The organism is Dyadobacter sp. UC 10 (assembly GCF_008369915.1).
In the GTDB taxonomy this organism is placed as follows: Bacteria; Bacteroidota; Bacteroidia; order Cytophagales; family Spirosomataceae; genus Dyadobacter.
In genome coordinates this window covers 2,227,600-2,240,210 of sequence record NZ_VSRN01000001.1, presented here as the reverse complement: position 1 = coordinate 2,240,210, position 12,611 = coordinate 2,227,600, and the positions used below count along the sequence as shown (strand labels likewise).

Below are 12,611 nucleotides of genomic sequence, written 5' to 3'. Positions count from 1 at the left end.
CAAGTTTTAGCACATTCCTGAATCCAAAATCAATGCAGACCGAAGCACTTAAATACGCGATCACCGTCGCACAGGCACTCGCGCGGGAATACCGCCAGGAAAAATTTGGTGCGCCGCATCTTTTAATGGGGCTCCTGCATAATGATGTCGGGCTGGCTTCCGAGCTGGTGATGGCCGGGAAAGATGTTTCTTATCTTCGCGACTGGGCCGAAGTGAGGCTGGAAGAAAGTGCGAAATCCATTAAAGTGCCCGAAATGCCCGCAGCCGACGAAGCCGCTGCCGCTTGTCTGGAACTGGCTGCACTGATCTCGCTTCAACTGAATACAGACACAGATCCGCTGAGCACACTGGCCGCAGTTCTGAAACCGGGCGTCGGATTTTCTTCGGATCAGCTTAAATCATTGCCGCTTACGCAAAAAGAAGTGCTGGCTATGCACACACAAACCATTGCTACTGCCAGCGAAAACGGCAACGGGCAGGGAAGTGAAGTGGCCAGGCAACCAGCCAAAGCGCAGGCAGGAACTACGAACCTTGAAAAATACACCACGGACAAAACGCGCAATGCAGCCGAAAGTAAGATCGGTTCGGTGATCGGGCGGGACAATGAGATCAGGCAAATGGCGGAGATACTGGGCAGGAAAAGCAAGCCCAATGTGATCCTGACAGGCGAGCCGGGAGTAGGGAAATCCGCGCTGGTGGAAGGTTTTGCAAAACTAATATTTGATAAAAAGGTACCTCAATTGCTCCAAAATGCAAAGTTGCTCGAACTGGACACCGGTGCACTGGTCGCGGGAGCTTCTTATAAAGGCGAGATTGAGGAAAGGTTGAAAGGGATTTTGAATGAGATCAAAGCCTTCGATAAAGCGATTTTATTTATTGATGAAATTCACATGCTCCTCGATCCGAAAGGCTCGGTAGGGGCCGGGGTAGCACAACTTTTGAAACCCGAACTGGCGAGAGGCGAACTGACATTGATCGGCGCCACTACCCCGGAGGAATACCGGAAATACATTGAAAAAGACGAGGCTTTTTCCCGGAGGTTTGAGGTATTGCATGTAGCAGAGCCCGACGAAGCCACGGCGACCCGCATGATCGAGCATATTCTGCCCTCCTACGAGGTGCACCACGGTTTGAAAATAGCGCCTGGCACTGCGGCAGAAGCGGTTAAGCTTTCGAAAAGATATATCAAAGAGCGCCGGCTGCCTGATGTGGCGCTGGACCTGCTGGACAGAACCATGGCGGCCATGCGGCTCATGGACGAGGTTTCGGAGCAGGAATTAGTTTCCCTGCAAAACGACCTGAATGCATTAATGGCGATCGATGAGGCAGAAAGGGTGCACGAATTGAAATGGTTTGCACGGCAGCTTGGTAACCGGCTGAGCCCGCTCCTCATCGGGAAGCTGGACCAGATCGATACGCCGGAAATGGAGACGGCCGAAAGCATTTACACCGAACTAAGTACCCGACTCACTGCATTACAGCAGCTGGCCGCGCAGCGAACGGATTTTGTGGGTAAGAATGAAATAGCAGCGGTAATCTCGCATAAAACGGGTATTCCGCTCGGAAAACTGCAAAGTTCGGAGCGGGATAAGCTACTGGGGATCGATGAAGTTTTGAAAAAAAGGGTAGTTGGCCAAGACCAGGCAGTGAAAGCATTGAGCGAGGCGATCCTGGAATCCAGGTCGGGCCTGATCAAGGCGGGACAACCGATCGGTTCTTTCTTCCTGCTCGGACCGACTGGTACCGGCAAAACCGAGATAGCGAAAGCGCTGGCCGATTTTCTGTTCAACGACGAATCGTTTCTGATACGGTTTGATATGTCGGAATTTAAAGAGGAGCATTCTGCGGCGCTTTTGTACGGCGCGCCTCCCGGATATGTGGGTTATGAAGAAGGTGGGTTATTAGTAAACAAAATCCGCCAGAAACCCTATTCTGTGGTGCTTTTTGACGAAATTGAAAAGGCGCATCCGTCAGTTTTTGACCTTTTCCTGCAAATACTCGACGAGGGAAAGCTGCACGACCGGCTGGGCAAGGAAGGTGATTTTTCGAATGCCGTGATCCTGTTCACTTCCAATATTGGTCAGGAGCATATCGTACAGGAATTCAACAAAGGCGGCATTCCAAAGTCGACGGACCTGATGGAAATCATGGCCAAATATTTCCGGCCGGAGTTCCTGGCCAGGCTCACCGAAATCGTGCCTTTCGCGCCGATATCGGAAGAGAATGTCGTGAAGATCTTTAACATCCATCTGCGCAGCCTGACGGACCTGATGGAAAAACAGGGGATCTCATTGCGGCTGACCGATGAAGCCCGAAAACACATTGCCATGCAGGGTTTTACGCCCAGGTACGGCGTAAGGCCGCTGAAAGGCGTGATCCGCAATATGCTGCGCCGGCCGATCAGCCGCATGATCATTTCAAGAGAGGTGGAAAAAGGTTCGGTGATCGAGCTGAGCATATCCGATCAGCATGAAGTATTGTGGAACACGCAAAGGACGGAGCCACAGGAAATTTTAAAGGGAGTGGAGCAAATCTAAACCGCATTTGTTATGCATTATCTGATTGCTATCAAATCAAACAACTGGGATTCGGTGCTATTGCCACTGGATGATAACACACTGCAATTGACCATTCAGGTGCGCGTATTCCTTCAAAAGGTAGAGCCCACCGAGCGCAGGGAATTTATCGGCCTGAGTTGCGACGGAAAAGGAAATGTCAGGGACAAGTCGAAAGGGCACATGTATGTGATTGATCCCTGGACAATGACTGAATGGCAGAATTTCGAAAACGATTTCAAAAAGGCAATTTTGACGCACTGGGACTTGCAGTTTGATCTCGTTCCGAACAAGCCGTGGTATAAATCTGCAAAAGGGCTGACCGCCGCAAAGGTAACCTGCGGGCTGTCACTGGAAATAGTTAAAACATCTCCGCGGAATTCGCACGCATCATTGATGATTTTCAATACCCGCAAAATACCGAAACCGTTCAGAAGCCATGTTAATCCGCATGTTGTGCCGAAGGAAGGTTTCTTCAACAGGTCGGATGTCGAGACGGAATGGCTCTCATGGATGCCGCATATTTACAGGAACGAATCCGCAGTGACGAAAATCAATGGAGTTCCCCATGCAGTAGATTACGTCAGGAATACGGCGGCCCATGAATTTGGGCATATCCTTGAACTGAAACATGTAGCCGGACATGGAAATGAAATGAAGGATTATGGGTTCGAAAACGTGGATGATGCCGATACGGCGATGGGGGCCGGCTCCCGCCAATCGGCCAGGTTCGCTAATCCATGGAGTCAGCGACTGGCTAGCCATCTCATTAAGCAAACACCGGATGATCAAAAAGTTAGCTTTGTCGCAACACTCCGTACGCCGCAGTTGCTGGGCTATTGGGATCATGGAGAATTAGTGCATGTAGGTGGTAATTTGTGGATGTTGAAATCCCTGTTCGGACAATGAAAGCCGATCGTCTGCTGATCTGTGATCTGGACTTCTCGGGAAGCAACCAGTTCGACGCACAGGAGAGCATCTATTTCGATGCGGGTTCCGACATTACGGAGGGGATTTTACAAACAGCGTTTAACGTCATCTCGGCGAAGAAAATAACAAGCGTTTTTATCATTGTGCATGGTATCAGCACTACCACAAGCGAAGGTTACAACGGAATGTCGATGGAAGCAGGTTACTCGCTGCCGGAGCGGGTCGGAGGTTTCGGGTTAGCGCTCGGCAAGGGACTGATCGACGTCACGAATGACTATTTATTCAGGAAATGGGCACCTTGCAAACTTAAAAATATCGTGTTCCTGTCGTGCTCGGCCGCCAGCAGCGATCCAGCCAGAGTCGGAGGCTGGGGAGACGGAAAGCTGATGCTGCAGCATATTGCCAACGCAACAGGCGCCAATGTATACTGTGCCGACGCAATGCAATATATTAATAGGGACTGGGAAGGCGATATGTTCAAATTCCCACCGCATTCGACAAGCAGAGGGGTCCGGGTCAACCGGCCTTACCCGGGCATTCTAAAAAGGACTTTTGCCAGCTACGCGGAAAGCTTTGACCCGTGGTCTGAGTGAGATGGTTGCTACAACCGATAAATATTCTGAAATGAAAAGGATAACAAGCATTATTTTAATCTCAGCCACTGCGTGCCTCGATGGATGCAATATGTTTCTGCCTGTAGATCCCCTCGTGCCACAGGTATCAGAGGTGACTTTAGTGGGCGTACTCACCAACGAGGTGCGGGTGAGCGCGCAGGTGTCAGACCCGGATGCTAAAAATAGCCGGCAGGAAAAAAAGAGCGGTAAAATTCAGGATTTCGGATTTGTATACGGGATATTGAATGAACCTACTATTGAAAACGGGTATGTAGAGCAGGGCGGGCAGGCGATCGCGGCTTCCCCGTTCAATTGGGAAGACCGGATCACAAGACTGTCACCGCTGGAAAAATATTATATCCGCGCTTACGCAGTGAATGAGGGTGGGGGGATCATTTACGGACCGGTAGCGTCTTTTGTTACAGCAAATTATATCCTGCCCGGCATCAAAACTGTCAGTGTTTCTGGCGTGCAGCAAAATGCAGCCAGGGTGAACTATAACATTGCAATGGGAAATAGTAATGTCATCATTTCAGATCATGGTGTCTGTTTTTCTTCTACAAACCAGATCCCTACAGTTGGGGACCAGAAGGTGCAGACTACCGGCGCGTCCACGACAGGCAACTTCACAGCGGAACTGGCACAGCTCACGACAGGGGCAACCTATTTCGCCCGGGCATACGCCAGAACGAACGGCGGAGTTGCTTACGGTAATGTGCTCACGTTCAAGGTAGGTGAGCCGGCGATTTTACAGGATACCACGTTTATAATGAATTTCTCTAATACCTACGATCTGGAAACCGGGCGTTTGCAGTCACAGAACGGAACAGAAGATATGTATTGGTACCCTTACGGGCAGCCGGCAGGTATTTATCCCAGAAACGGCGCCAAATTCTTTGTCATGCCCACCGGTACTGATTTCAAGGCATTAAAATATTCAGATCTCCCAGGGCTTAAATACACGGCCGATTTTGTAAACGGCAGCTACACAACTAAGGAGAACAAGCTTTTCAATGGCACTGTGCTCGCCTATGTGACGAATGCGGGGCATTTTGGAAAAATGAGAATCAATTCGAAAGGGATGGAACGGTCGGAATGGGATGTATACTCCGGGAACATGGAAGTGTCAATCACAACCTTCAATAATGATTGAAATAAATTGCGTATATACAATATCGTCAGGTAAAACCAGTAAGGGAAAACCTTATATTTTATGAAAAAGATCTTTGGTAAAAGTTGGATTTTAGTCGTGTTATTGCTCCATGCATGCAGCGTTTTCGGGCCGGTGGACCCGCTGCCGCCAGCGTTATCAACATTGGAACTGGTATACGTAAACCGGTCAGAAATTACGGTTCGGGGGACTATTGAAAGTCTGGTAGTTAAAAACGACCGACAGGAGAAAAAAAGTGGCAAAATCACGGAATACGGGCTGGTTTATGGCAAAACTGAGAACCTGAGTGTGGAAACCAGTACGGTGATCAGGTTGGACAGCACGGCAGAAAACCTGCCACTCACGATCGAGAACAAAATTTCCGGACTGACTGCGGATACGGACTATTTCATCGCATTATATGCCCGAAACGAAGGCGGAGGAATTGCATATAGTGAAAAATTGAAGGTAAAAACGACTACCTCGCCCCAGGAACGGGTGAATAAAAAATCGATCAAGGTGGCGAGAGGGAATTATATCGACCTGGATGCAGGTAATGTGAGTTCCAATGAAAGCAAGCTGGCAGATGTTTCCCTTGATATCTTTTCAATTTCCGGACGTGGAACCGTGCTGGCTTTCAATGCTCTAAATGGTCTGATCATCAAGGATATGGGAGTTGTTAATTTCGATGAGCTGATCTACCCTGCACTGCTCAAAGTATACGACTACGATGCGAAGGGAGTTTCTGTATTGGTCAGAGCTGAATCCAACAATACGGTACTTGTATTCAAGACACTGGAAGGCCGCTACGGCAGGTTGAGAATCGAGTCCGCAGCCCTTGACGGCATTGTGATAAGCCTGGTAACCTACGATAATTGAGTATGTTATGAAATATCTTTTAACGCTTTTAATGGTTTTTGCTGCGGTTTTTTCCAAAGCCCAGGACAGGATCTGGCTGGATAATGGCAACCCGGTGCAGGCGAAGCTGAGCCGCGCGATGGACAGCAAGCTGGAATGGATCGCCGCCGACGGTATCCCACGTATTTACCATAGAAAGCGGTTTTTAATCGTATTTTCTTCGACCGGCAAGTTCATGGTCATATCGGAGCTCAATGAAAACAGCAACAAGGCGCAAACACAGATCGAAGCATTTTATAAAGCACCGCCAAGAAATGTAAGCCAGGATATTATTGTCAAAAGCGTCCCACTGACCGTGATTACGGGCAAAATATCTTACGAAAGCGACGAGGTGATCAATTACCTCACAGGCGAAGGAAACCCCGCGTCGATCAATAAAGAAGAAGTTGCAACGGTGATTTACCGCGACGGCCGCCACGAGATACTCCGGGATGTGGTAGATGTAGCTCCGTTGCTTGCATTAGCGCATAAGGAAATTGAAAAAAAGGAGATTGAAATCGTCCGGAAAGCGGATGAAAAGCCAAAAAATACGGTAAAAGAGCAGCCACAGATACCAAAAGAAAAACCCAAACCTTTTTTGTCAGATACCGAATACAAGGAATATAGTGCGAAAGGGATCAGGAGGGTGGATGAATTTACTTCTTACCTGCGCATTATCGGGGATAAAAGTATGAAGTCCGAAGAGAAGAATAAGGCTGTGCAGCAGGCGCTTAGTTTATTCGAGCCGCAGGCGACTGTGGCGGTCAGTTCGTCAAAAGGTGTTAAAAAATATCCTGTCAAAGAATACCTGAACCGGCTGAAACTGCTGCCTTACAGCAAAATCAATATTACCTGGAACGAGGTGAAATACGTGAGCGAACTGAAACAGGAGAACGACGGAAATTATTACGGGATTATCGCGGCGCAGCAGGTTTTCGAAGGATTTGCGGCCAATGGAAAAGTGGCTTACGGGGATATTACCAAGAAAAATATCCGCGTAAAGCTGGAATCGTATCAGAAAACCATCGACGGAAAAGATACGGTGAACTGGGAGGTTTTATTGGGAAATATCGGGGTTGAAACCAGCGAGGACAAATGAAAAACGGTCAGCAATTATTGGCTTTTTGTTTGTGGTTAGGAAGCGTCGCTACCTACGCCCAGTGCGGTTTCCTGGCGGGAAAAGTGACTGATATCAGCGGCATTACAACGTTGACCGCCAGCTTGTCGGCAAAAACCGACCAGGGAAAAGTGAGGCTCGGACGGAGCGATTCGGTGGGTATATTCAATGTGGAAATGCCTTGCAATGTTTCGGTACTCACGATTGAAGCGCCGCAATACCAGTCGCTGCACATTCCGGTCAATATCGACGGCAAAACGGAAGGGACTTATTTTGTAGCATTTGCATTGATGCCGCTCGGCAGGCAAACCAGCGACGAGCCTTATGCGCAATCAGAACAAAAGCATTTCGAACTCAAAGATTCCGTTCGTACGCCTACCTCGATTATCCGGCGCATTGAAGTGCGGGATGCATTGTCTAATCAGTCGCTGGCAGCGGATATCTGCCTCTATTATACCCAAAAAGAGAAAAAGGACTGTTTCAGTCTGCTCGCATCCAGGCCGACTGCGGAGATAGTATTCACTGAAAAAGATATCGTAGCCGTGGAAGTGAAGTCCGCCGGTTATCAGGCCTACAATGGCAACCTGATCCTGGATAAAACCGATCAGGAACCGCGGACTTACATCATTAAACTCAATAAACAACACACCCTTTTGTCTGTCAATATTATCAATGCGCAGCGGGGAACGCGGGCGCAGCTGGTAGAAGACAGCCGGATCATTGTCCCCCTGAACCGCATAAATGACGGTCATTATTTCGCAGAGGTTGCGGTTGGTAAGTCCTATAATTTCGGCGTCAGCGGCGCTGATCAGGAGGATTTCAATACCGCAGTTGCCTCTCTGAAAGAGGGTTTGACCTTGAAATCGCTGCGGATACCAGACAGGAAAATGGTTTTGACTGTAAGTGAAAAACCGAAAGCTGTAATTGCGGATGTGTCCGGCAAGACGCTTTATTTTCCAAGAAGCGATTACAAGCTGCCGCCGCAATCGCGTGCCTACCTGGATTCAGTCGCTGTTTTTATTCAAAATAATAGTAATAAAGGGCTGGAAATCACCGGGCATACGGACAACGTAGGCAACCCCAATTTGAATCTCACCCTGTCGGAATACCGGGTGCGGGTAATCACGAGGTATTTGATCAACAAAGGTGTTTCCGAGAGGCTGATCACAGCAGCGGGAATGGGCAGCAAGCACCCGGTGCGGCCGAATGATACGGAAGAAAACCGCCGGCTGAACAGGCGCGTGGAAGTGCAGATTATTGATTTATCCGAGAAAAAGTAATTGAACCTTATGAATGCGATGAAAAAGTTATTGATCAACAATACCTGCTTTTTGCTGGTGACAGCAGCATTTCTGACAACCCAGGTCAGCGCGCAAACGCTCAGCAGAAAAGACGCGGACGAAATTCGTGTACTGGCCAGGGAGAAGATTAAAGGGCTGAACGATCTGTTGAACGCAATCGCGAATGAAGATCTGAGCAATTACGAGCGCAAGTACCTGATGATGAACAGTTACATGCCAAGTAATGATCAGATATTTGTGAACGACGGGGTGATCGTGGAAGATGATGTGGATCCGAAACATAAGATCAGTGCTCCTGGACTCGATACACCGATTGAAAAGTACCTCAGCAATTTCGATCTGTTTTATGTTAAATCGGAAACCAATACCATTGAATTTACAAATCTCGTCGTGGGAGATGTGAAGGTGGATAAATATCCCTTTGTCAAAGTTTTTTACACCCAGCATTTTAAGGGAAAGAGCAATAAGGACAATACCCCTTACCAGCCCATCGCAAGGGTAGCCGAGCTGCGGGCCGACAAATCGGGGAACGACTGGATCGTGTATCTGACGCGCGTTGCATTCAACTCTTCCGAAAATGCAAAATCAGCACCGGTAAACCCAGCTCCTTCTGCGACTTACGATTCTTTGCAAAAGAAAAAAGAGCCGCTCGTTACCCAGCAAATGGAAAAGAAACCGGCTGTGAGCCAGCAGGATACGAAACAAGCTGAGCGTATTTCGGAGCAGATCAGCCAGGTAAACCAGGCGGAGATCAGGCAGGCGCGTAAGTGGGGTGCGATCAAGCTCGGTGCCGGCGTGGCTGCATTGGCATTCGGCGCGGTTACCTACTCGATGCTCAACAAGGATTACAAAGATTATAAAGACAAAATATCCAACCCGGAAGGCCTGACTAGCTATGCCAAGCCAGGAATCTTCATCTCAATAGGTGCCGCCGCGGTAGGAGTAGGCGTATCGCTTAGTTCGCTGTTCGATTTTAAGACAGCGAGGGGGAAGTAGGGGGTTATGGTTGGCTGTTGGCTTTTAGCTGTTAGCCATTAGCTTATAGCAGTGAATTTGTATTGGAATTACCAAAAAAATAAAGGCTAAAAGCTAACGGCCAATAGCTAACAGCCAACAACATTAAACTTACTTCCCATGTCCCAGCCAGCAGCTCGAATTGGTGATATGCATGTTTGTCCGATGATTACGCCGGGAACGCCGCCGGTACCGCACGTAGGCGGGCCGGTTCTACCTCCCGGGGTGCCGTTGGTGCTGATCGGGGGTGCACCGGCAGCTTGTATGGGAGATATGTGCGTGTGCGTTGGTCCGCCCGACGTGATCGTGGCAGGTTCCCCGACGGTGTTGATCGGTGGCAAGCCAGCTGCCAGACTGGGCGATTCAACTGCGCACGGTGGAACGATCGTGGCAGGATGTCCGACGGTATTAATCGGCTGAATAACAATCTTATAACAATATTTACCCAAACCTTATATAATTATGTTCAACTACGGAATAGGCGGAAATGAGCGCAAGATAGACCAGTCCAGCGAAGGCATTGCGGACATCCCCCAAAACAGAACGCTGTTTGCAACCCAGCTGACCGGCGACCCTTCGCCGCGGCCTGAAATGGTATATGATCTGAAAACCACGGAAGAAGTTTTTGAGCATTACCAGCCAGAGGCGGAGGTGGAATTCATCACGCAGGACGGAAGCTTTATCAATGAAAATCTCCGGTTCAAAAACCTGGGGGATTTCGGTAAAAAAGGGATCATCGCCCAAAGTGCCTATTTACAGGATCTGGATGCAAGAAATGAAGCTTACCAGCAGGTTGTGAGGCATTTGAAAGTAAATAAAATCCTGAAAGCCGCGCTGGAAAAGCCGGAAGCGAAGGCGGCGTTGCTGGGGGTGTTTCAGACGCTGATTAACGAGTTGGAGGAGGCGGGATGATAATGTTGAATGAGTGAATGAGTGAATGACTGAATGAGATACATAGTCGCTTGTTTCCAACTCGCTCCTTGATAATCCCCAGTCGAAGGTCTCATTAAAATTCACTCATTCGCTAACTCACTCATTCACTCATTAAAAGTATTCATTCAATCATTCAGTCATTCAAAATTGAAAGATATGTCAACTGAACAAAAAACAGACACCGCCGCTGCATTCAAAGAACGCACTGCGGTGCCGCTGGAAACCGGATTGCCGCTTTTGGCGAAATATGGTAGTTATGATCTGGTAGAAACCATTATTGAAGGTGCAGCTAATATTAATCCGGAAAAAAAGGCGCGGAAGAAGATATTCCTTACCGAGGCTGATAAAAAGAAGGAAAGACAGCAGCTGAAAAAGCGGCTCGAACTCTGGACGGAGCTGCTGAGCAGCGGCGAATCTGTTCCTGATATGATAGAAATGGGGCAGAAACAGGCTGATACGGCATTTGAGTTATTGAAAGAAAACCTTGGAAAAGCAGTGGAAGTCGTGCGACCGCTGGAACAATCGTACCGCTCTGTGGCGATGTTTTTCAAAAATACCGAGCAGGATAAGGTTAAAAATGTAACGTTCCTGAATGCCGCGCCGGACCAGCTGCAGGATCTGGATGTAACTACATTCATTGATGCGGTGGGAGAAGAACTGGCTGCGAAATTTGACAGGCTTGATCTGCGCGAAAACTATTCGATCCTGAATGTACCCGGCTACCTGGGTTCGGGAAAAGTAGTGGACAAATGGGCGAAACTGGCGCACAAGAATAAAACCATGCTCCTCACCGATTTTATGCATCTCGATGCGCCGGAAGACGTGATGGAGCTGTTTGAATCGGCGAACCTGACGGGCGGCGCGGCTCATTTATCCAATGTCATGATGACCTGTAACTGGCTGGTAGGCCGGGCTAAACATGCCGATCTTGGCGAAGAAGAAGACCTTTATTTACCACCTTCCACTGCATTGGCCGGTAATGTTTATAAAACGCTGATGTCGCAGGTAGCAGCGGGTAAAAAGCATGGTACGCTCAGCGAAGTCGATGGCGTGCGTTTTCCGCTCAAAAAATCGGAGATCGCCGATCTGGAAAAAATGGGGCTGATTCCGATGGTAAATGAATATAGTAAGGTAATGGCATTCTCTGCTAAAACGCTTTTTAATGGTGATAATGTGGGTTTGCAAACCTATTCCGTCGTGCGGGTTTTTGATTATATCACCAAAGTACTGATCGATTTCCTGAACCGCCGGGCGTTTGAAAACTTTGATTACAATACTAAAAACGACCTGAAAAAGCAGATCATTAAGTTCCTGGACAGCGTAACCGGCCCGGGCAAACTGATCGAAAAATTCAGCGTGATGCGTTTTGAGCAGGACAAAAACCAGAAGGATAAAGTATACCTCGATATCCATATGGTTCCCTATTTCCCCGCGAAAAACTTCATGATCGCATTGACCGGACAGAAAGGCGATGATCTGGACGCGGCGGCATGGGCGGCTGAGTATGCGCAGCAATGATTGAATGATCGAATGAGTGATAATTAGGGAGGATGGAGGAAAGGGAGGACGGAGGAAGGAAAATAAAAGCTTTGTCACCCCTGAGCATAGTCACTCATTCATTAAAAAACATTCACTAACTCGCTCATTCACTAACTCATTCAGTCAGTCAATCATTCATTCATTCAAAATTAAGCCATGTCCTTCGCGAGCATAATGCACATCGAGGATCACGAATATGGCGTGATGTTCATGCGGTTTGAGCTGCATCAGACGGTGGATGACGCGATGTCGATCACTTCGCCGATTCAGTGGGCGCATTTGTATGTGGAGCTGGAAATGGTGAACGATGATTTTCTGATCGAATGGGCGAATAAGCCTTCGCAGAAATACGATCTGACGGTTGAGCAGTTTGGCGAGAATGGGCCTTTCAAGACGCTGAGCTTTAAAGAGGCAGTCTGTACGGAGTTTGTGGAAATGTTTGACGATGGTACCGATGACCTGGACAAGGCGCTCGCAAAGCGGTTGCAGAATTTTATCACCTGCCTGACCATCACCGCGTCGAGCGTGGAAATCGATGAGGCTAAACTGGAAAATTTTTAG

12 protein-coding genes are annotated in these 12,611 nt (G+C 48.4%); all 12 read left to right on the top strand.

Annotated elements, in window-relative coordinates; genetic code table 11:
* Positions 1–32: 32 nt before the first annotated feature.
* The gene (locus FXO21_RS09125; RefSeq protein WP_149639793.1) at positions 33–2,537 is read left to right on the top strand and encodes an ATP-dependent Clp protease ATP-binding subunit; all 2,505 of its coding nucleotides are present in this window, start codon (positions 33–35) and stop codon (positions 2,535–2,537) included.
* Between the two features lie 12 nt (positions 2,538–2,549).
* On the top strand, positions 2,550–3,464 hold the full coding sequence (locus tag FXO21_RS09120) for a hypothetical protein (protein ID WP_149639792.1): 915 nt from the start codon (positions 2,550–2,552) through the stop codon (positions 3,462–3,464).
* Positions 3,461–4,078: a hypothetical protein gene (locus tag FXO21_RS09115; protein ID WP_149639791.1), complete on the top strand. Its 618-nt coding sequence runs from the start codon at positions 3,461–3,463 to the stop codon at positions 4,076–4,078. Before FXO21_RS09120 ends, FXO21_RS09115 begins: the two co-directional genes overlap by 4 nt.
* A 31-nt stretch (positions 4,079–4,109) precedes the next feature.
* Positions 4,110–5,252 (top strand): hypothetical protein, encoded by a 1,143-nt coding sequence (locus FXO21_RS09110; protein ID WP_149639790.1) that lies wholly within the window; start codon positions 4,110–4,112, stop codon positions 5,250–5,252.
* A gap of 60 nt (positions 5,253–5,312) precedes the next feature.
* Positions 5,313–6,128 (top strand): fibronectin type III domain-containing protein, encoded by an 816-nt coding sequence (locus FXO21_RS09105; RefSeq protein WP_149639789.1) that lies wholly within the window; start codon positions 5,313–5,315, stop codon positions 6,126–6,128.
* Between the two features lie 7 nt (positions 6,129–6,135).
* A complete protein-coding gene (locus FXO21_RS09100) occupies positions 6,136–7,245 on the top strand; it encodes a hypothetical protein (RefSeq protein ID WP_225865629.1) in 1,110 nt (369 codons plus the stop codon).
* Complete coding sequence (locus tag FXO21_RS28950; RefSeq protein ID WP_225865628.1) at positions 7,242–8,543, top strand: OmpA family protein; 1,302 nt, start codon at positions 7,242–7,244, stop codon at positions 8,541–8,543. The genes FXO21_RS09100 and FXO21_RS28950 overlap by 4 nt, the downstream gene beginning before the upstream one ends.
* An 18-nt stretch (positions 8,544–8,561) precedes the next feature.
* Positions 8,562–9,560 (top strand): hypothetical protein, encoded by a 999-nt coding sequence (locus FXO21_RS09085; protein WP_225865627.1) that lies wholly within the window; start codon positions 8,562–8,564, stop codon positions 9,558–9,560.
* A gap of 138 nt (positions 9,561–9,698) precedes the next feature.
* Positions 9,699–9,998, top strand: coding sequence for a PAAR domain-containing protein (locus tag FXO21_RS09080; RefSeq protein ID WP_149639788.1), 300 nt, complete (start codon positions 9,699–9,701; stop codon positions 9,996–9,998).
* A 42-nt stretch (positions 9,999–10,040) separates the two neighbouring features.
* Entirely contained in the window at positions 10,041–10,490 is a 450-nt protein-coding gene (locus tag FXO21_RS09075) for a hypothetical protein (protein WP_149639787.1), read from the top strand.
* Positions 10,491–10,667: 177 nt separating this feature from the next.
* Entirely contained in the window at positions 10,668–12,029 is a 1,362-nt protein-coding gene (locus tag FXO21_RS09070; protein ID WP_149639786.1) for a DUF5458 family protein, read from the top strand.
* Positions 12,030–12,206: 177 nt separating this feature from the next.
* Positions 12,207–12,611 carry a type VI secretion system tube protein TssD gene (gene tssD / locus FXO21_RS09065; RefSeq protein WP_149639785.1) on the top strand — a complete coding sequence of 135 codons (405 nt, stop codon included), beginning with the start codon at positions 12,207–12,209 and terminating at the stop codon, positions 12,609–12,611.

What these genes read in the sequence shown, in the direction of transcription:
- tssD (WP_149639785.1), top strand. Translation starts at nt 12,207, where the DNA reads ATGTCCTTCGCGAGCATAATGCACATCGAGGATCACGAATATGGCGTG.
- FXO21_RS09080 (WP_149639788.1), top strand. Translation starts at nt 9,699, where the DNA reads ATGTCCCAGCCAGCAGCTCGAATTGGTGATATGCATGTTTGTCCGATG.
- FXO21_RS09105 (WP_149639789.1), top strand. Translation starts at nt 5,313, where the DNA reads ATGAAAAAGATCTTTGGTAAAAGTTGGATTTTAGTCGTGTTATTGCTC.
- FXO21_RS09110 (WP_149639790.1), top strand. Translation starts at nt 4,110, where the DNA reads ATGAAAAGGATAACAAGCATTATTTTAATCTCAGCCACTGCGTGCCTC.
- FXO21_RS09070 (WP_149639786.1), top strand. Translation starts at nt 10,668, where the DNA reads ATGTCAACTGAACAAAAAACAGACACCGCCGCTGCATTCAAAGAACGC.
- FXO21_RS09100 (WP_225865629.1), top strand. Translation starts at nt 6,136, where the DNA reads ATGAAATATCTTTTAACGCTTTTAATGGTTTTTGCTGCGGTTTTTTCC.
- FXO21_RS09085 (WP_225865627.1), top strand. Translation starts at nt 8,562, where the DNA reads ATGAAAAAGTTATTGATCAACAATACCTGCTTTTTGCTGGTGACAGCA.
- FXO21_RS28950 (WP_225865628.1), top strand. Translation starts at nt 7,242, where the DNA reads ATGAAAAACGGTCAGCAATTATTGGCTTTTTGTTTGTGGTTAGGAAGC.
- FXO21_RS09075 (WP_149639787.1), top strand. Translation starts at nt 10,041, where the DNA reads ATGTTCAACTACGGAATAGGCGGAAATGAGCGCAAGATAGACCAGTCC.
- FXO21_RS09115 (WP_149639791.1), top strand. Translation starts at nt 3,461, where the DNA reads ATGAAAGCCGATCGTCTGCTGATCTGTGATCTGGACTTCTCGGGAAGC.
- FXO21_RS09120 (WP_149639792.1), top strand. Translation starts at nt 2,550, where the DNA reads ATGCATTATCTGATTGCTATCAAATCAAACAACTGGGATTCGGTGCTA.
- FXO21_RS09125 (WP_149639793.1), top strand. Translation starts at nt 33, where the DNA reads ATGCAGACCGAAGCACTTAAATACGCGATCACCGTCGCACAGGCACTC.